25 protein-coding genes and 3 pseudogenes are annotated in these 24,741 nt (G+C 69.5%); 17 read left to right on the forward strand and 11 right to left on the reverse strand.

Annotated elements, in window-relative coordinates:
* The first annotated feature begins 34 nt into the window (after positions 1-34).
* Positions 35-1,135 (forward strand): DUF6183 family protein, encoded by a 1,101-nt coding sequence (locus ACQPXG_RS07055; RefSeq protein WP_433466803.1) that lies wholly within the window; start codon positions 35-37, stop codon positions 1,133-1,135.
* On the opposite strand, the gene ACQPXG_RS07060 is transcribed toward ACQPXG_RS07055, so the two are convergent.
* Positions 1,112-1,597, reverse strand: coding sequence for a YcxB family protein (locus ACQPXG_RS07060; protein ID WP_433466804.1), 486 nt, complete (start codon positions 1,595-1,597; stop codon positions 1,112-1,114). The two genes, ACQPXG_RS07055 and ACQPXG_RS07060, sit on opposite strands and share 24 nt — an antisense overlap.
* 181 nt (positions 1,598-1,778) lie before the next feature.
* Between ACQPXG_RS07060 and ACQPXG_RS07065 the strand changes: the two genes are divergently transcribed.
* Complete coding sequence (locus ACQPXG_RS07065) at positions 1,779-2,216, forward strand: SRPBCC domain-containing protein (protein WP_433466805.1); 438 nt, start codon at positions 1,779-1,781, stop codon at positions 2,214-2,216.
* Entirely contained in the window at positions 2,213-2,566 is a 354-nt protein-coding gene (locus ACQPXG_RS07070) for an ArsR/SmtB family transcription factor (protein WP_433466806.1), read from the forward strand. The genes ACQPXG_RS07065 and ACQPXG_RS07070 overlap by 4 nt, the downstream gene beginning before the upstream one ends.
* A gap of 28 nt (positions 2,567-2,594) precedes the next feature.
* On the opposite strand, the gene ACQPXG_RS07075 is transcribed toward ACQPXG_RS07070, so the two are convergent.
* The gene (locus ACQPXG_RS07075) at positions 2,595-3,263 is read right to left on the reverse strand and encodes a TetR/AcrR family transcriptional regulator (protein WP_433466807.1); all 669 of its coding nucleotides are present in this window, start codon (positions 3,261-3,263) and stop codon (positions 2,595-2,597) included.
* 87 nt (positions 3,264-3,350) lie between these two features.
* On the opposite strand from ACQPXG_RS07075, the gene ACQPXG_RS07080 reads away from it, so the two are divergent.
* The 4 genes and pseudogenes from ACQPXG_RS07080 to ACQPXG_RS07095 form a co-directional block, all read left to right on the forward strand.
* Complete coding sequence (locus ACQPXG_RS07080) at positions 3,351-4,763, forward strand: MFS transporter (RefSeq protein ID WP_433466808.1); 1,413 nt, start codon at positions 3,351-3,353, stop codon at positions 4,761-4,763.
* A 30-nt stretch (positions 4,764-4,793) separates the two neighbouring features.
* Entirely contained in the window at positions 4,794-5,588 is a 795-nt protein-coding gene (locus tag ACQPXG_RS07085) for an SDR family NAD(P)-dependent oxidoreductase (RefSeq protein ID WP_433466809.1), read from the forward strand.
* A gap of 88 nt (positions 5,589-5,676) precedes the next feature.
* On the forward strand, positions 5,677-7,683 hold the full coding sequence (locus tag ACQPXG_RS07090) for a WD40 repeat domain-containing serine/threonine protein kinase (protein WP_433466810.1): 2,007 nt from the start codon (positions 5,677-5,679) through the stop codon (positions 7,681-7,683).
* 63 nt (positions 7,684-7,746) lie between these two features.
* Positions 7,747-8,316, forward strand: a pseudogene (locus ACQPXG_RS07095) (muconolactone Delta-isomerase family protein); the annotation flags it as partial.
* 35 nt (positions 8,317-8,351) lie between these two features.
* On the opposite strand, the gene ACQPXG_RS07100 reads toward ACQPXG_RS07095, so the two are convergent.
* Positions 8,352-9,314, reverse strand: a complete 963-nt coding sequence (locus ACQPXG_RS07100) for an NADP-dependent oxidoreductase (protein WP_433466811.1) — start codon at positions 9,312-9,314, stop codon at positions 8,352-8,354.
* Between the two features lie 131 nt (positions 9,315-9,445).
* On the opposite strand from ACQPXG_RS07100, the gene ACQPXG_RS07105 reads away from it, so the two are divergent.
* Complete coding sequence (locus tag ACQPXG_RS07105) at positions 9,446-10,453, forward strand: AraC family transcriptional regulator (protein ID WP_433466812.1); 1,008 nt, start codon at positions 9,446-9,448, stop codon at positions 10,451-10,453.
* Here ACQPXG_RS07105 and ACQPXG_RS07110 read toward each other — a convergent pair.
* The 3 genes and pseudogenes from ACQPXG_RS07110 to ACQPXG_RS07120 all read right to left on the reverse strand — a co-directional run.
* Entirely contained in the window at positions 10,428-10,628 is a 201-nt protein-coding gene (locus ACQPXG_RS07110; RefSeq protein WP_433466813.1) for a DUF397 domain-containing protein, read from the reverse strand. The genes ACQPXG_RS07105 and ACQPXG_RS07110 overlap by 26 nt on opposite strands.
* The gene (locus tag ACQPXG_RS07115) at positions 10,625-11,149 is read right to left on the reverse strand and encodes a DUF5753 domain-containing protein (protein WP_433469912.1); all 525 of its coding nucleotides are present in this window, start codon (positions 11,147-11,149) and stop codon (positions 10,625-10,627) included. The genes ACQPXG_RS07110 and ACQPXG_RS07115 overlap by 4 nt, the downstream gene beginning before the upstream one ends.
* A gap of 80 nt (positions 11,150-11,229) precedes the next feature.
* Positions 11,230-11,520 (reverse strand): annotated as a pseudogene (locus ACQPXG_RS07120) (helix-turn-helix domain-containing protein); the annotation flags it as partial.
* A 141-nt stretch (positions 11,521-11,661) separates the two neighbouring features.
* On the opposite strand from ACQPXG_RS07120, the gene ACQPXG_RS07125 reads away from it, so the two are divergent.
* From ACQPXG_RS07125 to ACQPXG_RS07135, 3 genes and pseudogenes are all read left to right on the forward strand, one after another.
* Positions 11,662-12,048, forward strand: coding sequence for an ATP-binding protein (locus ACQPXG_RS07125; protein WP_433466814.1), 387 nt, complete (start codon positions 11,662-11,664; stop codon positions 12,046-12,048).
* A gap of 208 nt (positions 12,049-12,256) precedes the next feature.
* Entirely contained in the window at positions 12,257-12,583 is a 327-nt protein-coding gene (locus ACQPXG_RS07130) for a rhodanese-like domain-containing protein (protein ID WP_433466815.1), read from the forward strand.
* A gap of 150 nt (positions 12,584-12,733) precedes the next feature.
* Positions 12,734-12,898, forward strand: a pseudogene (locus ACQPXG_RS07135) (IS5/IS1182 family transposase); the annotation flags it as partial.
* A gap of 7 nt (positions 12,899-12,905) precedes the next feature.
* On the opposite strand, the gene ACQPXG_RS07140 reads toward ACQPXG_RS07135, so the two are convergent.
* Positions 12,906-13,562, reverse strand: a complete 657-nt coding sequence (locus tag ACQPXG_RS07140; RefSeq protein ID WP_433466816.1) for a TetR/AcrR family transcriptional regulator — start codon at positions 13,560-13,562, stop codon at positions 12,906-12,908.
* Between the two features lie 221 nt (positions 13,563-13,783).
* Between ACQPXG_RS07140 and ACQPXG_RS07145 the strand changes: the two genes are divergently transcribed.
* Positions 13,784-14,635 (forward strand): SDR family NAD(P)-dependent oxidoreductase, encoded by an 852-nt coding sequence (locus tag ACQPXG_RS07145; protein WP_433466817.1) that lies wholly within the window; start codon positions 13,784-13,786, stop codon positions 14,633-14,635.
* 147 nt (positions 14,636-14,782) lie between these two features.
* Here ACQPXG_RS07145 and ACQPXG_RS07150 read toward each other — a convergent pair whose 3' ends face one another.
* A complete protein-coding gene (locus tag ACQPXG_RS07150; protein ID WP_433466818.1) occupies positions 14,783-15,778 on the reverse strand; it encodes a helix-turn-helix domain-containing protein in 996 nt (331 codons plus the stop codon).
* Positions 15,779-15,831: 53 nt separating this feature from the next.
* On the opposite strand from ACQPXG_RS07150, the gene ACQPXG_RS07155 reads away from it, so the two are divergent.
* The 3 genes from ACQPXG_RS07155 (at position 15,832) to argS (ending at position 18,878) form a co-directional block, all read left to right on the forward strand.
* Entirely contained in the window at positions 15,832-16,164 is a 333-nt protein-coding gene (locus tag ACQPXG_RS07155) for a cupin domain-containing protein (protein WP_433466819.1), read from the forward strand.
* A 69-nt stretch (positions 16,165-16,233) separates the two neighbouring features.
* On the forward strand, positions 16,234-16,971 hold the full coding sequence (locus ACQPXG_RS07160) for a hypothetical protein (RefSeq protein ID WP_433466820.1): 738 nt from the start codon (positions 16,234-16,236) through the stop codon (positions 16,969-16,971).
* A gap of 128 nt (positions 16,972-17,099) precedes the next feature.
* Positions 17,100-18,878, forward strand: a complete 1,779-nt coding sequence (gene argS / locus ACQPXG_RS07165) for an arginine--tRNA ligase (RefSeq protein ID WP_433466821.1) — start codon at positions 17,100-17,102, stop codon at positions 18,876-18,878.
* A gap of 262 nt (positions 18,879-19,140) precedes the next feature.
* Here the strand turns inward: argS and ACQPXG_RS07170 are convergent, their stop codons facing one another.
* Both ACQPXG_RS07170 and ACQPXG_RS07175 read right to left on the reverse strand, forming a co-directional pair.
* Complete coding sequence (locus tag ACQPXG_RS07170; RefSeq protein ID WP_433466822.1) at positions 19,141-20,820, reverse strand: LLM class flavin-dependent oxidoreductase; 1,680 nt, start codon at positions 20,818-20,820, stop codon at positions 19,141-19,143.
* 489 nt (positions 20,821-21,309) lie between these two features.
* Positions 21,310-21,501, reverse strand: a complete 192-nt coding sequence (locus ACQPXG_RS07175; protein ID WP_433466823.1) for a hypothetical protein — start codon at positions 21,499-21,501, stop codon at positions 21,310-21,312.
* 628 nt (positions 21,502-22,129) lie between these two features.
* On the opposite strand from ACQPXG_RS07175, the gene ACQPXG_RS07180 reads away from it, so the two are divergent.
* Together ACQPXG_RS07180 and ACQPXG_RS07185 are read left to right on the forward strand one after the other, a co-directional pair.
* A complete protein-coding gene (locus ACQPXG_RS07180; protein WP_433461962.1) occupies positions 22,130-22,444 on the forward strand; it encodes a transposase in 315 nt (104 codons plus the stop codon).
* Positions 22,441-23,352 (forward strand): IS3 family transposase, encoded by a 912-nt coding sequence (locus ACQPXG_RS07185; protein WP_433464066.1) that lies wholly within the window; start codon positions 22,441-22,443, stop codon positions 23,350-23,352. Before ACQPXG_RS07180 ends, ACQPXG_RS07185 begins: the two co-directional genes overlap by 4 nt.
* 157 nt (positions 23,353-23,509) lie before the next feature.
* On the opposite strand, the gene ACQPXG_RS07190 is transcribed toward ACQPXG_RS07185, so the two are convergent.
* Positions 23,510-24,562, reverse strand: coding sequence for a helix-turn-helix domain-containing protein (locus ACQPXG_RS07190; RefSeq protein WP_433466824.1), 1,053 nt, complete (start codon positions 24,560-24,562; stop codon positions 23,510-23,512).
* Positions 24,563-24,741: the final 179 nt, after the last annotated feature.

The raw sequence follows: 24,741 nt of genomic DNA on the forward strand, positions 1-24,741 counted from the left end.
TCCCCGCGGTGCCGCGTGTGTGAGACTTCGCGGCATGGAGATTAAGGAGGTCGTCCGGCGGATGGGGCTCGCGGACACCTACCGGGACCGGCACTGGAGCCGGGCGGTCAAGGTGACCGACAACACCGTCCAGAAGGCGGCGCCGGAATGGCTTGAACGGCTGCTCCTGGCATTGCTGGAGGTTGAGGAGCCGACCTATCCGATGCGGTACGGCTTCAATATGGCGCTGCGGCGACTGGCCACCGCACCCGGTGACGCGGGCCGGGTCGCGAGCGTCCGCGCCATCGCCGCCAAGGGACGGGCGTGGGGCGATGTCGGCTACAGCCTGCCCGAGGTCGCGGAATGGCTGGCCTGCGGGCAGCCCTTGGAACATCTCCTCACGGTCTTCGAGGATGCCGATCCTTCGGACGAACTCGCGGCCTGCCTGCTCCAGGAGGCGGCGTTGCGGCATGACGTGACGTCCGCCGTGGGATTCGCCGGGAGGCTGCGTGCCGCCGGGCATCCCCTCGCGGACCTGCCGCTGCGCCCGTCCCCGGCCGAGCGCGACCACGGCCTGCCCTGGTATCCCGGGCTGCCGAAGCCCCGCTGGCGTCACCTGGACGAGGAGGCGCGGGACGCGCCGGGGCCGGCCGGCATCGACATCACGGCGGCGGCGCTCGACTGGCCCGATGCGCGGCAGGCGTTGAGCGCCTACCGCAACTGGCCGTCGGGCGCGGACGTCGAGGAGGCCCGGTTGCTCCGGCTGGATCGTCCCCTTGCCGCCGCCGATTTCGGTGCCTCGCTGCTCCGCGTCCTTCCAGCGGACAGCACCGGCGCCGGCGCGACCGGAGTACGGCGGGTGACCGCCGGACACGTCCTGCGGAAGCTCTACGCCGGAGCCGCGTCCGGCGGCGCGTACGGCCCCGGCATGCACGGCGGCTATGCGCGCATGGCGTCGTGGGAGTCGCTAGCGGCCCTGGCGGGCGCGCGGGAGACCGACGTCGCGGCCATCGAGCAGGCCGCCGGCCGGTGCACCTGGCTCTTCTACACCTCGGAGTGGCATCTCCAGGTCATCCCGCCGCTGGACGTGGGCATCGCCGCCCTCCGTCCCGGCCACCGGACGGTGGCCGTCCTAGCGGTCACCGACTGCGACTGACTTGCGGGCGGTCAGGAAGCCGTCGATCTCGGCCTGCTGCCGAGCGTCGAAGGCACTCTTGGGGAGGAACGCCGCAGGCTGCTTGTTCACGAACAGAAGCCAGAACTCCGGGGTGGTCACGACGGTGGAGAACATGGACCACCGCATCGCCGTGGTCGACTGGTCGGTGCGGCACTCGTAACCGTCATCGGTCACCCGCACCGTCGTGGGGACGCAGAGGAACGCGAGCTGCGTCCGTGCGCGCCTGCGGAGCCACCAGTTCCCGGCCAGCGGGCCCAAGACCGACGAGACGAGCAGGGCGATGGCCATCGTCACGTTGCCGGTGACGAACAAGACCAGAGCTCCGGCGACCAGTACGGACACCAGGACCGCGTAAAGGGCGGCGAGCTGCCGTCTGAGTCCCTGGGAGAACGCCCGCACCACCTCGTCCGCGGTGGGCTGGTACTCGACCGTGATGTCCACATCGCCACCTTCGTTCAACGTGCGGATCATCCTTCACAAGCGCGCTCACCTGCGCAACTCCCCGGTCGCCGCCAGCGGAGGTAGACCTCCGGCAGCGCGTCCTGCAACCACAGAGTTGCGCCTGGCTGGATCCATGTGCAACCCTGTGGTTGCAGAAATGGTACGAGGGAGGAGCGATCACATGAGTGAGGACCGGATTGAACGCGAAACCCTGATCGCGGCATCCTTGGAGCGGGTCTGGTCGCTGGTGACCGATCCCGGGTTCTGGGTGTCCGACGAGCCGGGCCCGCCCGGCGCGGCCAAGGAAGGCGAGTCGATGGTGGCGAAGAACGCCGAGTACGGCACCTTCCCCGTGCGCGTGGAGAAGGTCGAGCCGCCGACGTACGTCGCCTACCGCTGGGCCAGCGCCTTTCCCGGGGAGGAGTTGCGCGACGACAACAGCACCCTCGTGGAGTTCACGCTGACCCCCGAGGGTGGCAAGACCCGGCTCCGCGTCGTCGAGAGCGGGTTCGCGCTGCTGGCCGGATCTGAGGACCTGCGCCGCAAGGCGCTGGAGGACAACGCCGGCGGCTGGCCGCAGGTCCTGGACGCCTTCAAGACCCGCGTCGAAGCCGCGTGACCGACACCCCTCGCGACGGCGTCGCGTCGGTCGACAGCGTCTTCGCGGCGCTGGCCGATCCGACGCGACGCCGCCTGCTCGATCTTCTCGCCGAACAGGGCGAGGCCACCGCCACGACGCTCGCCGGACGGCTTCCCGTCTCGCGGCAGGCAGTGGTGAAGCACCTCGCCGTCCTGGACGCGGCCGAGCTGGTCACCTGCGGCCGGGTCGGACGCGAGGTGCGGTACGCGGTGCGCCCCGCGGCCCTGAACGCGACGGCGCGGTGGATGGCCGCGCTCGCGGCCGACTGGGACCGGCGCCTGGCGAACATCAAGCGCATCGCCGAAGAAGCGGAGCGGGACGCCCGCTAGCCGTTCCGGCCACGTAACGCCCGACGGTTCAGCGGGGATGCACGGCGGCTTCGATGGCGTGGACGAGCATGTCGAGTTCGGTGTCGAAGATCTCGTCGGCGGTGATCGCGCGGAGATGGGCCTCGGCGGCGTCCAGTCGCGGGTGCTCTCCCCCCTCGGTTGCGTCCAGGCTGGCGCGGCGATGCATGCTCGCGGGGTCGCCGTGCAGTTCGCGCTGGACCCGTCCCAGCACGATGTCCAGGAAGACCATGTAGTACCGGGCGGCCTGTCGTTCGTCGAGTCCCGCCTCCGCGAGGATCTCCAAAGTGAGCTCCACGGTGCGCAGCGCGCCGGGGCCGTGGTGGGCGCGGGTCGTCGCGATCTCCGCCAGGCCGGGATAGGCGGCCATCTCGCGGCGGATGCCCGCGGCCAGGAGACGCAGCCGCCGGTCCCAGGGCCCGTCGTCGATGCCGGGCGGGACGACCTCCTGCTCGGCGATGGCGTCGGTGACGAGATCGACCAGTTCCTCCTTGCCGGACACGTGCCGGTACAGCGCCATCCGCGAGGCACCGAGATCGGACGCGAGCCGGCGGATCGTGAGCGCCTGCATGCCCTCGCTGCGGGCGATGCGCAGCGCGGCGTCGACGATCTGCGCGCGGTCGAGCGTGCCCCAGGCGCGGCGCTCCCCGGCCGGGCGCGGGGTGGAGGACGGGCTCACAGCCGAAACCGTATCTTGCGGACAGGCGTCCACAAGATTTAGGTTTGCCTAACCTAAAGCTGCTCGGCCCCGGAAAGGACGTGTCTCGTGGCTCCCCAGGAACAGGCCGTGCCGGTACGGCACGGGACGTCGGCGGGCGGCGCGCCCGGCATCGTGGCGGCGGCGTTGCTGGTGGCCGCGCTGGCGGCCAGCCTCGCCCAGACGATCGTCATCGTGGTGCTGCCCGCGTTCGCCCGCGAACTGTCCGCGCCCACCGCCGAGGTGACCTGGGTGCTGACGGCCTTCATGCTCGCCAGCGCGGTCGCGACGCCGATCGCCGGACGGCTGGGCGACCTGTTCGGCCACCGCCGAGTCCTGCTCGCCTGCCTGTGCCTCTTCACGGCCGGCAGCCTGGTGTGCGCGCTGGCCGCCGAGTCCCGCTCCCTCGGCGCGCTGGTCGCGGGGCGCGCTCTCCAGGGCGTCGCCGGCGGCGTGTTCCCGCTGGCCTTCGGCATCGCGCGCACCGCCCTGCCACCGGCTCGGCTCCCCTGGACCGTCGCCCTCCTCAGCGCCATGTTCGGCATCGGCGGCTCGGCGGGGATGGTGGTGGCCGGGCCCCTCGTGGACGCGTTCGGCACACCGGCGCTGTTCTGGGGGACGCTCCTGCTCGCCGGAGCCGCCCTCGCCGCCGCCCCGGCGCTGCCCGCCGTCCGTCCGGCCCGTAGCGGCAGGATCGACTTCGGCGGCGCCGCGCTGTTGTCCGGCGCGCTCGTGTGCCTGCTGCTTGGCATCAGCCAGGGCGGGACGTGGGGCTGGACATCGCCCGCCGTTCTCGCGCTGTTCGGCGCGACTCTGCTGCTGTCGGCCGCGTTCGCCGTCCTGGAGGCACGGATCGGCGACCCGCTGGTGGATCTCCGGTTGATGGGCGTCCGGGGGCAGGCGACGACCAACCTGGTCACGTTCGTCGTGGCCGTGGCGATGTTCGGGGCCATCACGCTGGTCCCGCAGTTCGTCCAGACGCCCGCCGGCGCCGGGTACGGCTTCGCGTCCACGCCGTCGGAGGCCGGGCTCATCATGCTGCCGGTGGCACTCGTCATGTTGATCGCCGGACCCGTCGCCGCCCGGCTCGGCCACCGCCACGGGGCCAGGCTCCCTCTCCAGGCCGGGACGGTCTGCGCCGCCGCATCGCTCGCCGTCCTCGCGGCCGCGCACGGGCACATCGCGTACTTCTACCTCGCCGGTCTGCTGCTCGGCGCCGGGTACGGCCTGGCCTTCGCCGCCATCGGACTCCTGATCGTGCAGAACGCCGAGGCTCACCAGACCGGCATCGCCACCGGCGTCAACACCATCGTGCGCACGGTCGGCGGGGCCGTGGGCGCCCAGACCGCCGCGGCCGTCCTGGCGGTTCGGGCGTCCTCGTCCTGGCCCTCCGAATCCGGTTACGCGCAGGGCTTCACGGTCTTCGCCGTCCTGGCCGCCGCCGCTCTGGCCGCGACCGTCGTCGTCCCGCGCCGCCGCTGAGTGTCGGGGTGCCCGCCTAAGGTGCCGGCCATGGACCTTAGGCTTTCTGGACGGCGGGCGCTGGTGACGGCGAGCAGCGGCGGAATCGGCGCGGCGGTCGCTCGCCGGCTGGCCGGCGAGGGTTGTGCAGTGATGGTGCACGGCCGCGATCAGGGGCGGGCCTTGGAGGCCGCGGAGAGTGTGCGCGCCGCGGGCGGGGAATCCGAAGTCGTGCTGGGCGACCTCACCGATGACGAGGCCGCCGCGGACGTGGCCGCCCGAGCCCGCCTCTGGGGCGTGGACGTCCTGGTGAACAACGCAGGGCCGTTCGTGGAGCACGACTGGGACACCGCCGAGCCCTCTGCCTGGCTGGACGCGGTGAACGGCAACGTCGTGTCCGCCGTGCGGCTGATCCGCGTGCTCGTCCCCCCGATGCGCGAGCGCGGCTGGGGCCGGGTCATCAACGTGGGGAGCCGCGCGGCGACCACACCGCTTCCGAACATGGTCGACTACTCCGCCGCGAAGGCCGCCGTGGTCAACATGACCACCGGCCTCGCCCGCCACCTCGCCGGATCGGGCATCACCGCCAACACCGTGAGCCCCGGCGTGATCGTCACTGAAGGCATGCGGCGCATGTTCGAAGACCGTGCCGCCGCCCAGGGCCGTCCCGCCCCATGGTCCGAGCTGGAGCCCACGGTGCTGGCCGAGTACGCCCCGAATCCCAGCGGCCGCCTGGGCACCGAAGACGACATCGCCGCCGCGGTGGCTTTCCTGGCCAGCCCTTTGGCCGGTTACGTCAACGGAATAGACCTCCGCGTGGACGGAGGCATAACGCAAGTTCCCTGAACCCCGGCGTGCGTTGCCCGGGCCGGTGGTTCTTGAAAGAATCTGTCAGAAGTACACCGGTGTTCGTTAGATGGGCGGCTCTCTCCACATGGACCCTCTACGGCCCGGCGATCCGCAGCGGGTAGGGACGTATCGCCTGCTGGGACGGCTGGGCGGCGGCGGGATGGGCCAGGTGTTCGCGGGCCGGTCGCCGGGAGGCCGGCTGGTCGCGGTCAAGCTCGTCCGTCCCGAGCTCGCGGACGACGCGGGGTTCCGCCGCCGCTTCGCCCAGGAGGTCGCCGCGGCCCGGAAGGTCGGCGGCTTCTACACGGCCCAGGTGGTCGACGCCGATCCGGAGGCCGACCCGCCGTGGCTGGTGACGGCCTTCGTCTCCGGCCCGTCGTTGCACCAGGCCGTCACCGAGCACGGGCCGCTGCCCGCGGAGGCGCTCGGCGTCCTCGGGGCGGGGCTGGCCGAGGGGCTGGCCGCGATCCATGCCGCGGGCCTGGTGCACCGCGACCTCAAGCCGGGCAACATCATCCTCGCCGCCGACGGCCCCCGCGTCATCGACTTCGGCATTGTCCGCGCCTTGGACGACGCCCACACCTCCACCACCGTGCTCGGGACGCCCGGGTTCATGTCACCCGAGCAGGCCCGCGGTCTCCATGTGGGGCCGCCCAGCGACGTGTTCGCGCTGGGGGCGGTGCTCACCTACGCCGCGACCGGGAACGGCCCCTTCGGCACGGGCCCGGTGAGCGCGATCGTCTACCGGATCGTCCATGACGCCCCGGACCTCAGCGGCCTGCGCTCCCACCTCGCCGCTCTGGTCGGCGCCTGCCTGGCCAAGGACCCGGAGCGGCGGCCGGGCCTCGCCGAGATCCTCGACCGCCTGGCCGTTCCGGCCGAGCCGGTCGGAGGCTGGCTCCCACCCATCGTCACGGCGATGATCGGCGCTTACGACCGCGAGTTCTCGCAGCCGGTGCCGGACATTTCTCCACCCGCCCGCGCATGGCGTCCGACCCGCCGCGGGTTCATGATGGCCGGGCTGGGCGTCGCCTCCGTCGGCGCGGCCGTCCCGGCGGCCTGGCTCCTGCGCTCGCCCCCGGCGGATGCCGGGAAACCGGACCCGAGGCCCTCCCGCTTCGGCCCGCCGGTGACACTTCCCGGAAATCACGGGGTGGTGCGATCCGTCGCGTTCAGCCCCGACGGCGCACTCCTGGCCGGTGTCGGGGACGGCGGCACGGCCGACCTGTGGGACGTGTCCTCCAGGACGCCGACCAGGTCGTTCGCTCATCGAGCCGTCAACCCGTTCGACAAGCCGCTGTCGGAGGTCATCGCCTTGAGCCCGGACTTCCAGGCCACCCTGTCCACGGTCTTCACCCCGGACGGGGACACCCTGGTGATCGGCAACGGCGACGGGACGATCAGTCTCCGGAACATCAGGAACGGAACCCTCGCCGAACTGCCCTATACCGACCCGGTCCTGTGGAACGGCTCCTTCGGCGACGTGGCGATCGACCCGGCGGGCCGGACGCTCGCGACCACCTACGATTCCCCGCTCGTCAGGCTGTGGGATCGGGCGAGCCGCAAGAGCGGTGCGACCCTGACCACCGGCAGCGTGGGCTACTGGGTCGCGGCGCTGGCGTTCAGCCCCTCCGGTGACGTCCTGGCCACCGCCAGCGGCAACCGCATCCCGGGCAACACCAGCACGGACGGCCTGCTGCAATTGTGGGACGCCTCCTCGCAGCAGCAGATCGCCACTCTCGCGAATACGAACTCCGACCTTCACTCCCTCGCGTTCGGCCCCGGCGGCGCAACGCTGGCGAACCTCTGCAACGACGGAACGATCACGCTCTGGGACGTCGCGGCCCGCACCACGACCGCGACCCTCACCGGCCCGGGATCCGGCATGACCTGCATCGGATCCGGCGGGAAGGGCCTCCTGGCGGCCGGCTCCAAGAACGGCATCGTCACGCTGTGGGACATCACCCGCCGCAGGAAGATCACCGCCCTCGAAACCGGCACCGACGCCCTGATCACCTGCGTCGCCGTCAGCCCGGACAGCAGAACCATCGCCGCCGGCGGCACCAGCCTCACCACCTGGACGCTCAGGTAGGAGCCGCCGAACGCATCACGTGGCGTGGAGTGACATGCCCATCGGGACGGGCAGGTCTTGTATATGGAATATCTCGTCACCATGACCACGCACGTACCAGATGGGACGTCGGACGAAGCCGTCACCGACATCCGTACGCGCGAGGCCGCACGCGCCCGGGAACTCGCCGCGGAGCGGCACCTGCTGCGCCTGTGGCGTCCGCCGCTGCGGCCCGGCGAGTGGCGAACTCTCGGGCTCTTCTCCGCCGTTGACGGCGATGAACTGGAGAGAGCCTTGTCCTCGATGCCGCTGCGGGTATGGCGCACCGACGAGGTCACCCCACTCCTGCCGCACCCGAACGACCCGGTGCCGCAGCCCGCGCAGGGGCCTCGGGAGTTCCTCACCACCTTCACCTTCGCCGTCCCCGAGGGGACTCCCCGCGGGGATGTCGATGAGGCGATCGCGGGTGAGGCGCACCGGGCGCGTGAGCTGGCTGCACTGGGGAACCTCCTGCGGCTGTGGGCGCTGCCTACTGACGGTGGTCCCGAAGCCTTGGGCCTCTGGCGGGCCAGGGACACGGACGAGATGCAGGCAATCCTTGAGTCGTTACCGCTCTACCCCTTGATGCGGGTGGAGACCACGCCGCTGACCGAGCATCCGAGCGACCCCGTCCTCGCCGGCTCATTAGGTCAGGGGATGAGGATGGTCTTGCCGCCGGTACGGCCGGCCTCGGCGTCGGCGTGCACCGCCGCGATCTCGGCGAGTGGACGGGCGGCGCCGATGTCCACGCGGATCACGCCCTTATCGACGAGGGCGACGAGTTCGGCCAGCTGATCAGGGACGTTGCGGGCGACGAAGTGTACGGCGGTCACCTGGGCTCCGGCCGGAGGCTCCACCGGGCCGGTGATCGAGACGAGCGCGCCACCCGGCCGGACCGCCCGGCAGAGCCCGGTCGCGTCCTCGGGCGATATCGCGGCGAGGTTGAACACCAGATCCACCGGACGGGCCAGAACCTCATGCGGCCTATGGAGGGTGTAGTCGATGATCTGCTCGGCGCCGTACTCGCGGACTCGCTCCGTGCTCCGCCGGCCGGCGGCGGCTATCACGTGCGCACCGGCGTGCTGGGCGAGTTGGACGGCGAACATGCCCACCCCACCGCCCGCGCCGTTGATGAGAATCCGTGTGCCCGTCCCGAGGCGCGCGTGCTCGAACAGCCCCTGCCAGGCGGTCAGGCCGGCGACGGGGATCGCCGCGGCATGGGCCAGCGGGATGCCGCGCGGAGCGCGGACCATCCGGGCGGCGGGGGCGGTCACGTACTCGGCCGCGGCGCCGCCTTCGTCGAGGCGTCCGACGACATCGTCGCCGACGCGCAGGTGTTCGACGCCCTCTCCGGTCTCGACGATCGTCCCGGCGGCCTCGGCGCCGAGGGTGAACGGGAGGTCCAGCGGCACGACGTCCCGCATCAGGCCCGCCCGGAACCCGACGTCCGAGGGGTTGAACGCGGCGGCGGCGACCTGCACCAGCACCTCGCCCGGCCCGGGAGCAGGACGGGGGACCCGCTCATGATGGATCACACCGGGGCCACCGAACGCGTGCACGCGGGCGGCCATCATCGTCAGGCTCCGTCGAGCCGCCGTCTGTTCTGCCGTCATGAGCCGCCTCCGCCGTTCGGTGATCTTCGTTCACCTTGACCGTAGGGGGCGACCGCCAGACGACCAATGCGCATTCATCTCGGATTCATACGCGTTCGTCTCTCGTCGCAAGATGTGACTACCCTGCCCGGGTGGATGTGCTGAGCGATGTGATCGCAGTGATGCGCACCGGTGAGCCACGGTCGGCCCTCGTGGAATGGCAGGCGCCGTGGGGTCAGCGGTTCCGGACGATCCCGGGAGCGGCGGGCTTTCAGATCGTCCTGCGCGGACCGTGCTGGGTGATCCCCGAGGAAGGTGATCCGTTTCCGCTGGCCGCAGGGGATGTGGTGTTCCTTCCGCACGGCGGTGAGCACGGTCTGGCCGACGCCCCGTCGACGCCGCTGGCCGAGCACGTCTGCGACCCACAGGACGACGTGAGGTTCGAACGCAGGTATGCCGCCGCGCCGGTCGGCCGGGTGCACGCCGACGACCCCGCCACGGTGACACTGTGCGGGGCCTACCAACTCGGTGCGGGACGCGGCCATCCGCTGCTGGACGACCTGCCCCCGCTCCTGCACCTGCCCGCCCGCGTCGGGCACCACCCCCACCTGCGCGCCGCGGTCGATCTACTCGGCGCGGAACTGGAACGGCCGCAGCCGGGGACGGACGCCATCGTGCCCGCCCTGCTGGACACCCTCCTGCTCTACATACTCCGGGCGTGGCTCGCCGAACGACCCGCGCACGGCGAGGCCACCGGCTGGGCGGTCGCACTCACAGACCCGGCGATCAGCGCGGCCTTGGCCGCCATTCACAATGACCCGGCCCACCCCTGGACCGTCGCCACACTGGGAACACAGGCGGGACTGTCACGAGCGGCCTTTTCCCGCCGCTTCACGACCTTGGTCGGACGGCCGCCGCTGGCGTATCTGACCTGGTGGCGGCTGGCGACCGCGATGCGCCTGCTGCGCGACTCCGACGCCCCGCTCAGCGCGGTGGCCGGCCAGGTCGGCTACACCTCGGAATACGCCTTCGCCAACGCCTTCAAGCGCGAATTCGGCATCGCCCCCGGCCGCCACCGCCGCAACACCCGCCAGAAGAACGCGCCCTCCCAAGAGGGCCCCGGCGGAGGGACGGCTACCAATCGAGTTCGCCGCTCTTGATACGGCCGAGGAGCCCGGTCACGGCGTCCCGCCTGAACCGAAGGACAGGCCCACGCGGGTCCGTGCTGTCCCGAACGCCCACCGTGGTCTCCAAGTCAGCCACCTCGACACACTGTCCGCCCTCCTGGGTGCTGTGGCTGCTCTTGCGCCAGGTGGCGCTCTTCACGTCATTCACAAGCTCTCCATTACCTCGCGGATCAGAGCTTCCGAGGCCGAGTCAGTCAGAGCAACGCTGCTGATCATGTCCCACAGCCGACGGATCTGCTCGACTTTCGAGCTTAGTTCGATCACATGCCCGTTGCCGCCTGCCGCCTCGACATAGGCAAGGTCGGGGTCGTCCTTGCTGCTCAGAAGGGTGAACCCGCTCGCGGGGTAGACGGGTGAGCCGCTCGGCGCGATCAGAACGTTGATATTGGGTTCCTGGCGGAGTTCCAAGAGCCGAATGAGCTGTGCCTTTGTTATGTCCTTACTGCCGACGACGTTGCGGATCGCCGTCTCCATCAGCAGAACGACGACCCACGGCGGGTTGCTTCTCCCGAGCACCTCTTGGCGGGCCATTCGCGTAGCCACAGCTCTGTCCAAGTCGCCAGTGAACTGGCCTGGGCGCAGTATTTCCCGAGCGTAGTCCTCAGTCTGTAGTAGGCCGGAGATGACGAGGTGGTCATAAACGCGGAGGGAATCCGCGGTGGCCTCCAGGCGGCGTAGGGGCGGAAGAAGAGGGGGATGCCCTCCTTGGCGGCGAGGGGCTGGAGCTCCTGGAACTGGTCCTCGGTGCCGAAGTGGGCGTCCAGGCGTTCGGCGAGTTCGGGGGACGGGGCCTGGGCGCCGGTCTCGACCTTGGAGATCGTGTCGTTCGAGTAGCCGACCTCGCCGGCCAGCTGAGCCTGCGAAAGTCCGGCTTTGTCTCGAAGCTTCCGGAGCTTTGCCCCGAAAAGTGCCGCGGCCGACTCGGTCGGATCGAGACGCTTCCGATTCACCACGAGATGCCCCCCTGAAGTATCGAGTTGGACAAAGTCGATTCCACTTCCGACGGTAGCCGCCGTCTCACAGAATGTGTGCGGAATCATGTGATTCGAGCGGCGAAAGCGGTGGGAGAAATGATCGTCAGGCGGGTGCGGCCGAGCGATGAGTTCGGCAAAACGGACGCGTTGGTTCGAATGGAAAGGACGGCGGCCGGGCCGCGGGCCTTGCGGCGGAGATTTCAGGCCATGCCGGAGGTCGTCCAGCAGGGGCGCCTGATCGTCGAGTCGCAGGCGTTGCAGTGGGGTCTGGCCGAGGAGACGGTGGAGAACGCCGTGCTGGTGGCGTCGGAGCTGCTCACGAACGCGGTGCGGGCCACGCGCGGCCGCCCGGTGTCGCTGCGGATGGCTCTGTCCGAGGCCGGGCTGCGGGTGGAGGTCTGGGATTCGTCGCCGGTCCGACCCAAGGCGTCCATCCCCGATCTCTCGATGCCGGAATGCCCCCTCCCCGATGACGCCCCCGACCCCGGTGGATGGGGGCTGGGCATCGTCGACTTCCTGTCAAAGGAGTACGGGGTTCGCGCAGAGTTCGACGGGAAGACGGTGTGGGCCCAACTGGCCGCCGAGTACCGGTGACCAACGCGGCAGCAGCCGGTTTCGTCTTCTGGGTTCCCGTAGCGGGCCGGGCGATCGCCGAACGCGAGCCCCTGGGACGCACCTGCCTCGCCGACCACGATGGCGGGTAGGCGCAGTGGTTCCAACGGCATTGCAGAACCGGACCATGGTCCGCTATCGTCACCGAGATGCAACCGGACTATAGTCCGAATCTCTTGGAGGCAGTGGTATGACCGCACTCATCACCCGCGACGAACTCAAGACGGCGATCGACGCCGGCGCCGTGACCGTCATCGACGCGCTGGGCGGCGAGTACTACGCAAAGCAGCATCTGCCCGGTGCCATCGCACTGATCCGCGACGATGTCGACACCCAGGCCCCCGCCCTGCTCCCCGACCTCAACGCCGCGATCGTCACCTACTGCTCCAACCCGGCGTGCCCCAACAGCGGACAGGTCGCCGACCGGCTCACCGCCCTCGGCTACACCAACGTCCGCAAGTACCGCGAGGGCATCCAGGACTGGATCGAAGCCGGACTCCCCATCGAATCCGCCTGATCTCCATCCGGGGGAGGGGCACAGAAGCCTTGTCCCTCCCCCAGGAGATGCACGTCTCTGCGCCACAGGCTCAAGCATTGAGGGCCGCATCGCCACAGGCACCGCGTTCGATCACGAAGCTGCGACGCTCCATGATCACTTGGAAGGCCTGTGCCTGTACTGGCCTCCTGGCTCGCCGAGCCTCTATGGAACCAATTCGCCGCACTCGTGCCCGAGCGGCCCCACTACGACCCGGGCCACCCTCTGGGTTGCCACCGGCGACGGATCAGTGACCGGATCGTCTTCGACAGGGCGGTGGTCGGATGGCGCATGGGACAGCGAATCAATCGTCGTTCGTGCGCTCGGTGTCGGCTCGGTGTTCCTTGATTGCCGCCTCTACCAGGGCGCGTGCGGCCCAGGTGATGGCCTCCTGCTCGGCCTGCGGGTCAAGTCCGCGGACGTCGCGCAGGGTGATCTGCGCCTCCCAGCCGCCCACGACGGTCAGGGCCGAGACCAGGCGCTCGAAGGATTCCTCGCTCAGGGTGCCGCGGAGCGGTTCGCAGGCTCGCTCCAGCCATAGCACCCTGCGTGGGCTCCGGCGCGGGATGGCCGGGTCCCGAGCCTCGTTCGGCGGCGGGTCGACGGTCAGACGGATCAGCCGGCGGCCCAGAGGAAGCGATTGCGGCGAGTGTTCCAGCATCGTCCGGATGAGGGCCTCTACCCGACCTGCGGGATCGTCGGCGAGCGCGGGGTCGGCCAGTACGTCCTCGATCGGAGGCTCGTTGAACGCGCCGAGGGTCGCATCGATCAGCAGGTGGTCCAGGGTCGGGAAGTACATGTAGATCGTCCGACGGGATACGTCGGCGGCGGCCGCGATCTCATCGATGGACGGCGTCGCTCCACCGGCGCTCAGCCGGACCGCCGCGTCGACGATCGCTTTGCGGGTGCGGCGGCGCTGCGCCTCACGTCCACCGCGCCGGACCGGATCGTCACTGGTCATCGTGCCGCCTGTCACTCCCTGGGCCGGTCGGGTCGGTCGGCGGCTGTCTTGACGGCCGCTCGTGGCATGAGTATACCTTGGTGCAGTCGTTGCACAGCAGTGCAATGACTGCACAACTGCGAACCATCTATGGCGCAGATCACGTAGCCGTACCCGTCACAGGGATCGGGTCGACGGCATCTCGTGTTCGGCAGCCGACAACGGAAGAACGGAAGGTCATCATGAGCAAGGTCTGGTTCGTCACCGGTTCGTCGCGCGGTCTGGGCCGCAGCTTCGTCGAGGCCGCGCTGTCGCGCGGCGACAAAGTGGCCGCGACCGCCCGGAACACCGACGGCTTTCATGAGCTGGTCGCCGCCTATGGCGACGCGGTGCTGCCGCTTGAGCTGGACGTGACCGACAAGGCCGCCGCCTTCGCGGGAGTGAAGCGGGCCATTGAGCACTTCGGCCGTCTCGACGTCGTCGTCAACAACGCCGGCTACGCCCAGATCGGCGCGATCGAGGAGTTGACCGAGCGGGAGCTGCGCGACCAGATGGAGACCAACCTGTTCGGCGCGGTGTGGGTCGTCCAGGCCGCGCTGCCCCACCTGCGCGAGCAGGGCTCAGGGCACATCATCCAGTTGTCCTCTGCCGCCGGCCTCATCGCGATGCCGCTCGGTGGGGCGTACCACGCCTCCAAGTGGGCGCTGGAGGGCCTCAACGAAGCCCTCGCCCACGAGGTCGCCGACTTCGGCATCAAGGTGACCATTATCGAGCCAGGCGGGTTCGCCACCAGGTCCGGCGAGAACCCCGATCCACTCAACAACGGCCACATGGCCGAGACGAACCCGGCCTACGACGGTCTCCGCCGGCGCCTCGCCGAGGTCGCGGGCAAGCAGCCCGCCGGCGACCCGGCCGCCGCGGCGCAGACCCTCCTCAAGATCGTCGATTCCGACGACCCGCCCCTGCGGGTGCTGTTCGGCCTGGGCTTCTACCCGATGATCCAGCAGGCCTACGCCGACCGGCTCAAGACCTGGGCCGACGGGCAGGACCTTTCGGCCGAGGCTCACGGCAACCTCGATCAACAGCCCCGCTGACCCTTGGTTCGAGCCTCCGAGAGCTGAGCCGCGTCGATCGGTCGCCGTGTCGGCGCCGATCGGCGTGGTCATCGGTGGACTGGCTCTGACCCGCGCCCGCCCGCCGCTGTTTCGCTATCAGAGAGGGCGGCCCCGCGAAGGGCGGCTTCAACTGGACTTGGCTGTCGGCAGGCCATTGCCGGCCGGCTTGGTGCGGAAGGCGCGGCGGTAGGCGCCCGGGGTCGTGCCGAGGGTGTTGAGGAAGCGTCGGCGGAGGTTGGTGGCCGAGGAGAGGCCGACGCGGCGGGCCACGGCGTCCAGGGGAAGGTCGGAGGACTCCAGCAGGTCCTGGGCCGTGGCGATCCGCTGGGATAGCAGCCACTGACCCGGGCTGGTGCCGAGTTGATCGATGAACCGCCGGGTGAGGGTGCGCGCCGATACGCCCGCGTGTGCGGCCATGCTCTCGATGGTCACCGGCTCGCTGAGTCTCCCGGTGATCCACTCCAGCAACGGTGCGAGCGTGCCGTCGATCTGTGCGGGGTGCGGCGGCGTCGTGTACTGCAGTTGCCCGCCCTCGCGGTGGGGCGGCATGACCATGGTCCGTGCGATGTGTGCGGCGTACTGGGCGCCCTGGTCGCCACGTACCAGGTGCATGCACAGGTCGATGCCCGCGCCTGCGCCGGCGCTGGTGGCCACGTCTCCGTGGTCCACGTAGAGCACGTCCGGGTCGACCCGGACGCGCGGGAAGCGTGCTGCGAGTTCGTCCGCCAGCGCCCAGTGGGTGGTCGCGGTGCGTCCGTCCAGGAGGCCGGTGTGCGCCAGTACGAAGGCACCGGAGCAGATGCTGACCACTCGCGCTCCCCGGGAGTGTGCGCGGCGCAATGCCCGGACGACCGCGGGTGAGGGCTCGTCGGCGGGCACCCAGCCTGGGATGACCACGGTGTCCGCCCGGTCGAGCGCGTCCAGGCCGTCGGTCACGAGCATGTCGTACCCGGCGCGTGTCGCGATCGGGCCGGGGTGTTCCGTGCACACGCCGAAGGCGTACCTCGTTGGGAGTCCCGGCCGCTCGATCCCGAACACCTGGGCCGCGCAGGCGACTTCGAAGGTCGACTGCGGCGGCCGGACGAGCGCCGCTACTCGGTGCATGGCAGAAAAGTACCGCATGATGTCTTTCCTGACACTCGGCGGGGCCGGCGGCCGGGGGCCAGGCTGGCTCCATGACGACAGAACGGAACACGCCTGCCTACGTGTGGGCCTCCGTCCACGACGCGCCGGTCCGCGACCTCTTCCCCGGCATCCGCCTGCGCCCGCTGTGGAGCGGGGACAACGGCGCGAAGGCCTTTGTGCTGGAGATGGACGCGAACACACGCTGGCAGGGAGTCGACGTCCACGAACCGGGTCCCGAGGAGGTCTACGTGGTCTCCGGCGTCTTCAACGACGGTGACCGGGACTATCCGGCGGGCTCGTTCATCCACGCCCCCGCGGGTTCCTCGCACGTCCCGCAGACGACCTCGGGCTGCACGCTGTTCCTCTTCTACCCGGAAGGGTAGATCGTCCGCCTCCAGCGGGTCCGTCAACGAGGAGGTGGGCTTTACCGCTTCGGGGGAATGGGGCCCGATGTGGGGGATTGGTTCACGCGGGAGATCACGGACGCCGGACGGCTCCGGTTGTTCTGCTTCTTCGTCGCGTTCATCGCGGGGTTTTTGTTCATCCGGTTCAGCGTGCGGATGATCCGGGCGCAGGTGCGATGGTGGCCGGGAAACGTCACGCCCGGCGGGCACCACGTCCACCACGTGGTGTTCGGGCTGGTGTTCATGTGCGTGGGGGGTGTGGGCGGCCTGGCCGTCCCGGAAGACGCCGCCGGATGGGCGGCGGCCGCCGCCGCCGTGTTCGGTGTCGGGACGGCCCTCGTGCTGGACGAGTTCGCGCTGGTCCTGCATCTGCAGGACGTCTACTGGACCGAGCAGGGCCGGCTGTCGGTCGAGGTGGTGTTCATCACGATCGCGCTGAGCGGGCTGATGCTGCTCGGGCTCAGCCCCGTGGGTGTGAACGACGCCGGGGACGGCCTCTGGAGCATCGTGAGCGTTATCTTGTTCAACCTGTGCGTGGCTGTGATCGCGCTGCTCAAAGGCAAGGTCTGGACCGGCGTCCTCGGCTTGTTCATCAGTGTGTTCGCGATCGTCGGGGCGGTCCGGCTGGCCCGTCCCGACTCGCTGTGGGCGCGGCGCCGGTACGCGGAGGGCTCCCGGAAGGAACGGCGGGCGCGGATCCGGGAGCGCCGCTACCGCCTCCCCATCCAGCGCTTGGGAGACCGGCTGAGCGACCTCGTCGCCGGCCGCCCGTCCATCAAGTCTTAGTGAAGCAGGGGGCTGAATCTGCGGACTCGCCTCCGTAACCCCGGGTTGCCGCGGCTTGGCGAATGCGGACGGTAATCGGTGCGGGATAGTCCCGCGACCGAGAAAAACAAGAACAGGAGAAAAGCGCGATGAACCCAGAACGACCCAGGTTCACCGTCACCGGCCCGTCGCCGGTGCTCGTGCTCACCGAACGGCTCCAGGCCGTGCTGAGCGAGGCCTTCGGCCGGGAGTACGCGAGCACCGACCCCGCGATCCGTCCGTCGAACTACGCGGATCTGCAGGCCGACGTCGCAATGGCGCTGGCCAAGCCCCTGGGGTACAACCCCCGGGTGGTGGCGCGGGAGATCGTGGGCCGACTCGACGTCGCGGACGTCGTGTCGGACATCGCGATCAGCGGGCGCGGCTTCATCAACCTGACGCTGAGTGACGAGTGGATCGCCGCCCAGGTCCAGCGGATCTCGGCCGACCTGCGCCTTCTGGTGCCGATCGCCGAGCAGCCGCTTCGGATCGTGACGGAGTATTCGTCACCCAACATCGCCAAGGTGATGCACGTCGGTCACCTGAGGAGCACCGTCGTGGGCGACGCCATCGCCCGAGTCCTGGACTTCCTGGGGCACGACGTGATCCTCGTCAACCACATCGGTGACTGGGGCACGCCGTTCGGCAAGCTCATCGAGTACCTCCTCGACCACGAGGGGGGCCCCGACGCCGGAGCCGACGCGTTCGTGAGCGACCCGGGCGCCTTCTACAAGGCGGCCGACGCGAAGGACAAGTCGGACGAGGAGTTCGCCGGACGGGCGCGGCGGCGACTGGTCGCACTGCAAACCGGCGACGAGGAGACGCTGCGGTACTGGCGGCTCCTCGTGGACGTCTCCATGCGCTCCTACAACTCGTTGTACGAGCGGCTGGGCGTCCAGCTCACCGACGACCACGTCAAGGCCGAGAGCTTCTACAACGGCGAGCTCGCCCTGACCGTCGACGCGCTGGTGGGTCACAACCTCGCGTTCGTCAGTGACGGGGCGCTGTGCGCCTTCCCGCCCGGGTTCAAGGGGCAGGACGGCGGGCCGAAGGCGGTCATCGTCCGCAAGAGCGATGGTGGGTACCTCTACACCACCACCGATCTCGCCGCGATCCGATACCGGATCGGCGTCGAGCACGCCGACCGGGTCGTCTACGTGGTGGGCGCCGAGCAGACGGAGCACTTCGAGCTGCTGTTCGCCATCGCGGAGATGGCGGGCTGGCTGCCCGAGGGGGTCGTCCTCGAACACGCCAAGATCGGCCTCGTGACCGGCCCCGACGGCCGGAAGCTCAAGAGCCGGTCCGGCGAGGCCGTGAAACTGTCCGAGTTGTTGGACCAGGCGTACGAGCGTGCCAACGCCGTGTTCGACGAGATCCGGCACGACGCGCCGATCGACAGCGCGACCCGTGCGGCGATCGTCAGCGACGTGGCCATCGGTGCGGTGAAGTTCGCCGACCTGCTGGTGGCGCGGGACAAGCAGTACACGTTCGACCTCGGTCGGATGGTCTCGTTCACCGGCAAGTCGGCCGGCTCCGTGCAGTACGCCGTTGTCCGGATGAAGTCCGTCCTCCGCAAGGCGGGGCGGACGCCGGAGACGGCCACGGGCCCGATCGTGATCGGGACCACTGAGGAGCGGGCCCTGGCGCTGCACCTGCTGGACTTCGGTACCACACTGGAGCAGGCGGGCGCGGCGGCGGAACCGCACCTGCTGGCGGGCTATCTCTACGAGCTCGCCAAGCACTACACGGCGTTCCACGAGAACTGCCCGGTGCTCAAGGCCCCCGACGAGGAGACCAGGGCGTCCCGGCTGGCCCTGTGCGCGGTCACACTGCGCACGCTGGTCACCGGCCTGAGCCTCCTCGGCGTCCCCACACCCGACCGGATGTGAGCGACGCACCTTGATCACCCACCCGCGTCCGTCCGGCGCCCCGGCGCCGGACGGACGTGACATCGGGGAGGCCTCCCGGTCTTCCTGAGCAACCGACGGGCCGCACTCCGCGCCGGCCGCCATCGAGCGGCCGACGCGGGGGTGCGGCCCGTCTTCTTGTCCGGGAGCGAGGCTTTTCATCCAGCTGTGCGAACTTTGCCGGAGGCGTGGACGTCTGACAAAACGGTGGCCGTGGATGTCGGGGGACCACGGCCACCCCGAGTCAGTACGGGGACGGGCCGCCGAACATCTCGCTGAGGCGCGGGGCCAGTTCGGGATCGCCGCGCAGTCGCAGGCGGCCGTCCATGAGGAGCGACGCCGGATTGGCGTCGCCGGCGAGTACCCGTAAGAAATCGGCCGTCGCCATCGTGAGGACGAGGGATGGGTCCTTCGCCGGGCCCGGATGAGCGCGGGCGCGGGTCTTCCCGATTTCGAGCGTCCACACGGTGCGGGTCAGCCGGAACTCAAGTTCACCGGTGAAGCCGGCCGCGGCGGACGGGTCGAACGCGCGCGCCATTCCGGCGAAGAAGATGCGCTGGGCGGCGGGGCCGAAGTGGCGTTCGATCTGCTCGTCCGACCGGCCGTGGACGAGTTTGTAGAAACCTTCCCTGAACCGTCTGCGGCTCGCGGAGCGGATGTCCCGGGAACGGTGCGCGCGGGCCACTTCGGCGTCTTCGTCGATGCGGTAGCCCGGAGGCAGAGTCCGGGCGGGTTTCCGGCGGGCGAGGGCGGCCTCGACGGCCGGGGCCAGCCGTTCGGCCTTGGCGGCCTCCCGTTCCTCGCGCCCCTCGGTGAAGTGCGGCAGGACGGCCTTCCCGAACAGTTCGAGCGACTCGCAGATGTGCTCGTGCCTGTTAGGCCCCGCCTGGAGGACGAACCCGATCTGGTCCACGCCGACCGACTCGTAGCGCCGGATCAGCTCGATGACCTGCTCCGGCGTGCCGACGGCGCCACGGAGGGACCCGACGTTGACGTTGAGCGTCTCGGCATTGGCGATGATCTGCTCGCGGGAGAACCCGCGGGCGTCGCGCCGCGAAAGGAACTCCTCCCAGACGTCGGTGCGTCCGGGATCGTGCGGCGTGGGCCCGTAGTAGTGCGCCAGTGCGAACGCGAAGAAATGCGCTCCGTCGATGCCCCGTTCGATGGCGGTGGCCTCGTCCTCGTGCAGCATCATCGGCAGGACGACCGACACGTTCGGGTTCACGGCGAACCCCGCCGGGACGCATTCCTCGGAGGCCAGGATGCGGTAGTACTCGTCCACCCATTTGCCCGCGTCCTCGGGCTCCACGAAGGAGAACGACAGGGCGCCGATGCCGTTACGGGCCGCGAACTGGATGGTCTCCCGGCGCGAGCACGCCACCCACAGCGGCGGATGCGGCTTCTGGACGGGCTTTGGCAGCACGTTGCGCGGCGGCATCCTGATGTCCCGCGACGACCACCCGGCGAACGGCTCCTCGACGAACATCCGTGTGATGGCGTCGATGGCGTCCTGCCATTGGGCCCGCTTCTCGGTGCGACGCACTCCGAACCCGCCCAGCTCGGCGCTTGAGCTGGATTCGCCCGTCCCGAAGTCGACTCGCCCGTTCGAGACGAGATCGAGTGTCGCGATCCGTTCCGCGATCCGCGCCGGATGGTTCACGGCCGGGGGCAATTGGACGATGCCGTGCCCGAGCCGGATCCGCTTGGTCCGCTGCGACGCGGCGGCGAGGAACACCTCGGGCGCGGAGGAATGCGAGTACTCCTCCAGGAAGTGGTGCTCCACCTCCCACAGGTAGTCGAACCCGACCCGGTCGGCGATCTCCACCTGGTCCAGCGCGTCCTGGTAGAGCTTCAACTCCTGCCCGTCGCTCCACGGCCGCGGCAACTGGTGCTCGTAGAAGATGGAAAAACGAATCTCAAACACCCCTTCCGCCTGACCAGGCAGAACGCGCCTGTCCCGGCCTCATCTGGCCAGCGTCACCCGAATTGGACGGATCGTCAACGGCGGGACGTCTCAAGCTGAGGAAGCTGCTGCGTGGATCACATGCAGCACCCACCGGCCTGAGCTTCCCGTCTGCCGTCGTCCCGCGCTCCGCAACGGACGAACGGACCTGTCCGGAGGGTGCTCCCGCGCGAATGGCGCGTACCCCGTGATAGACCGATTCGCGCGGGAGTGCCCTCCGGGTCCAGGAGGGGTCTGGGGAACCACGGGGTTCCCCAGTCGCGCACGCTCAGCCGATCTTCCGGCAACCTCCGAGGACTCCAACGGCGCTCGGCACATTCACGCCCTGGTGCTCGCCGCCGAATGGCTCTAGGTGGTTTCGCTGGGCGGGGAAGAACATGGATGTGGCCCTTCCCCGTGCTCGGGAAGGGCCACTGATGAGGTGACCGCTGCGAAGCGGTCTCCCGTGGTTCAGTCGACGGGCCTGGCTGTCACGGCCGGGAACCAGGGCGGCTTAGGCCAGCCACTCGACTCGTCGTACTCGCTGGGATCTGCCCAGTACTGGATCTGGAGTGCCGCGCCAGGAAAGGCTTCACAGCCCCGGCGCAGCATCGCGACCATGGCCTCCTCCCGGCTCGTGCCGGGATCGGGAAACCTGGTCACGGACCCCACGGTGAGTGCGTAATTCCCGTTCGACGCAGCCTCGCTGCTCGTCATCGGATGTCTCCCGACTGTTTGGGACGAGTACGTCGTCCAAGCTCAGTTTGTAAGTGAGTACGGGAGGGACAGTCCGCAGGGACCCCGCTTGCGCATGAGACCGATTCCGGGATGTCAGCCACTCCAGTTGCACTAGTTAGAAGCTCCGGCGTCGACTCGTCAGGGCGGCGGCGCGCCCCTGCGGTGAGCGGTCGGGGCGGGGCCGGCGGGCGTGGCGCGATGCGTGGCCCGGCGCGGCCGTCCGGTGACCGGCGCCCACGCCGCACGCTCCGGGCGGCCTGGCGCGGGGCCGCGCCAGCGGCCTGAGCGCCGCCGCCCCTTGATCTCAAACAGCCCAATTCGGCAATGATCACGGGTGTCCGCTGGCTGTTCGCTGCGAGTCGCTGCGCGTCGGTAGGCTCGCTGTGCAGGCTGGCACTGGTAGGGAGCGGTATGGAGAAGTGGAAGCTGACCTATGTGGTCAACGATGGCGGCGGCATGTTCGGCCTGGAGCCTGCGCGTGAACACCCGTTTGAGGTCGAGTTTGTGCCTCCCCTCGTAGCGTGGAGACCTGAACCAGAGAGATGGTTGGGTCGTGGGAGACAAGAGACGCCGGTTCGATCCGGAGTTCCGTGAGGGAGCGGTGCGGATCGTCAAGGAGACCGGCAAGCCCGTCGCGCAGGTCGCGCGGGATCTGGGGATCAACCCCTACACGCTGCACAACTGGATGAAGGTCGACCGTGAGCGGGAGGCCGCGGGCGAGGCGTTGCGCGGGTCCGAGCGTGAGGAGCTGGCTCGGCTGCGCCGGCAGAAGGCCGAGTGGGCCAAGGAACGCGCTGAGCTTGAGATGGAGCGTGAGGTGCTCAAGCGATCAGTGGTCCTGTGGGTGAAGGACTCGATGAACCGGTGATCGTCGCGGAGTTCATCGCGTCCTGCAGGACCGAGCACGGCATCCCGCACGCGATCGCCTGCCGGGCCCTTGAGGTCTCGCAGTCCTGGTTCTACAAGCACATCAACCGCGCCCCGACCGCGCGCGAGCAGCGGCGGGCCCGGCTGGACGAGGCGATCAAGCGGCTGTTCACCGCCTCGGGCGGCACCTACGGCAGCCCGCGGATCACCGATGATCTGCGGGAGGAGGGCTGGAGGGTCTCGGTCAACACCGTTGCCGTGCGGATGGCCGAGCTCGGTCTGGCCGGGCGTCCGCCGGGGCGGCGGCGGTCGTTGACCCGGCCGGGACGTCGGCCGGCCGCGCCCGACCTGGTGCGCCGCAGCTTCACCGCCGTGGCGCCGGATCTGCTGTGGTGCGGGGACGTGACGCAGATCGACACCGACGAGGGACCGCTGTATCTGGCCACGGTCGAGGACCTGTTCTCGCGCCGGATGCTCGGCCACGCCATGAGCGAGCACCACGATGCGGCCCTGGCGGTGGCGTCGCTGCAGATGGCGGCCGCGACCAGAGGCGGTGACGTGGACGGGGTGATCTTCCATACCGACCGCGGATCGGAGTACACCGCGGCCCGCACGGCCGCGGCCTGCCGCGCCCTGGGCGTGGTGCAGTCGATGGGCCGGGTCGGCTGCGCGCTGGACAACGCCGCCGCCGAGGCGTTCAACAGCACTCTGAAGGTCGAGTTCGTCCACCGGCACCGCTTCACCACCCGCGCCGAGGCCCGCATCAAGGTCGCGACCTGGATCGCCGACTTCTACAACACCAGCCGCAGGCACAGCGCCAACGACGGGCTCGCCCCGATCACGTTCGAGCGTCAGATGGCAGAAACCCGCAGAGCATCAACGGCCCAGCTCAGGGCCGAAGTGGCATAACACCGTCTCCACGCTTTGAGGGGATTGACAAGTTGAACACGGCGGGTCTGAAGCGGGAAGGTGACGACGAGCAGCGCATTCTAGAGATGATGCGCGCTGCTGTTCGTGAGCACGCGGGCGAAGGTGCGATCCTGACGGACGCTCAGCAGATCACCAGTTAAGAGCTGGTACGACTGCGGGCGTCCTGGTAGCGGGCTGAGTAGTAGGCGTGATCTCGGGGGTACTCGCGCAGCTGGTCAAGGCTCTGGGCATAGCCCGCGGCTGCGTCGCTCCAATCACGCACGGCATACGCCATGTCGGCTCGCTGGAGTTGAGCGCGTACGGGGTCAAGCCAGTAGAGCCACCCGGGGCGCTCCTCCGCGTCCGGCGCCCGTAGCGCCAGGTCGAGCGCTTCATCCGCAAGACTGCGCGCCCGGTCGCGTTCCCCGAGTGCTGCCGCTGCCAGACCTTCCTGATGCGCTGCGGCGGAAGCGGCTGCCGGGGTGAGACCTCCGGCGTTGCGGCGGCCCAGCTCGGCCGTGCGCAGTGCTCGGATTGGGTCCCCTCGGTCTAGGGCGTAGTAGGACCGGACGCGGGTGACCCATGATGTGAGGTCTTCGGCTCCGGCGTCGATGGCCCATCCCTGGGCGAGGTCCAGCCATGCCAACGCTGGACCGGGCTTGTTCTCCTGGGCTGCCACCCATGACAGCCAATGCGCGTGCTCTGCGGCCAAGGTGAGGAGTCCGTCAGCGACCTTGCCTGAGGAGTCGGGAAGACGCTCGGTTACTGCGTCCAGCTGGCTCCGGACAACTGTCCAGAGGTCGCGCCCCTTGGCGTTGTCCTCGGCCCGGCGGTAGGTAGCCAACACGTCGGCTATCCAGTTCGCAAGGCTCATATCAACCCGGCCCCGGCTCTGCGAGTGGGCGATACGTTCTCGCAGCTCTACTGGTGGTTGCCACATGGTTGGACTGTCGTCGTCCGCTGATACGCCGCTCAACTCCGCTGGCACCCCTAGACCAAGAGTGATCCGCTCGACTATGGCCGCAGTCTTCACGCGGTGAACTCTTCGCTCGATGTTCGATATGTACGGTTGGTTTACCCCGATCTGTGCCTCTAGCTGGCTCTGAGTCAGACCGGTCAGGTCCCGGTACCGCTTCAATATCCGGGCCCAATCGCGCTTCGCCCATGCTGCTCGTAGCTGCGGGTCTGTCCAGGGTCGCGGATCACTCACCCCCCGAATATATGACCTCCATATATGGGCTTCATATCGGTTCCGGCTGATCGCTGCCGCACGATGGTCCCCACCTAATCGCCGAGCTGGGCCGGAGGTAGCGCGTGAAGGCGAACGACCGGAACGAGTGCGTTGCGTGCATGGGACGCGGGTGGTCCTGGGTGTCGTCCCGGGTTGAC

The organism is Spirillospora sp. CA-128828 (genome assembly GCF_050945415.1).
Taxonomy (GTDB): domain Bacteria; phylum Actinomycetota; class Actinomycetes; order Streptosporangiales; family Streptosporangiaceae; genus Spirillospora.

Bases quoted from the DNA above. Each gene is read 5' to 3' on its own strand.
- ACQPXG_RS07145 (WP_433466817.1), top strand. From the start codon at position 13,784: ATGAGCAAGGTCTGGTTCGTCACCGGTTCGTCGCGCGGTCTGGGCCGC.
- ACQPXG_RS07150 (WP_433466818.1), bottom strand. From the start codon at position 15,778: ATGCGGTACTTTTCTGCCATGCACCGAGTAGCGGCGCTCGTCCGGCCG.
- ACQPXG_RS07065 (WP_433466805.1), top strand. From the start codon at position 1,779: ATGAGTGAGGACCGGATTGAACGCGAAACCCTGATCGCGGCATCCTTG.
- ACQPXG_RS07090 (WP_433466810.1), top strand. From the start codon at position 5,677: ATGGACCCTCTACGGCCCGGCGATCCGCAGCGGGTAGGGACGTATCGC.
- ACQPXG_RS07100 (WP_433466811.1), bottom strand. From the start codon at position 9,314: ATGACGGCAGAACAGACGGCGGCTCGACGGAGCCTGACGATGATGGCC.
- ACQPXG_RS07085 (WP_433466809.1), top strand. From the start codon at position 4,794: ATGGACCTTAGGCTTTCTGGACGGCGGGCGCTGGTGACGGCGAGCAGC.
- ACQPXG_RS07125 (WP_433466814.1), top strand. From the start codon at position 11,662: ATGCCGGAGGTCGTCCAGCAGGGGCGCCTGATCGTCGAGTCGCAGGCG.
- ACQPXG_RS07155 (WP_433466819.1), top strand. From the start codon at position 15,832: ATGACGACAGAACGGAACACGCCTGCCTACGTGTGGGCCTCCGTCCAC.
- argS (WP_433466821.1), top strand. From the start codon at position 17,100: ATGAACCCAGAACGACCCAGGTTCACCGTCACCGGCCCGTCGCCGGTG.
- ACQPXG_RS07130 (WP_433466815.1), top strand. From the start codon at position 12,257: ATGACCGCACTCATCACCCGCGACGAACTCAAGACGGCGATCGACGCC.
- ACQPXG_RS07055 (WP_433466803.1), top strand. From the start codon at position 35: ATGGAGATTAAGGAGGTCGTCCGGCGGATGGGGCTCGCGGACACCTAC.
- ACQPXG_RS07140 (WP_433466816.1), bottom strand. From the start codon at position 13,562: ATGACCAGTGACGATCCGGTCCGGCGCGGTGGACGTGAGGCGCAGCGC.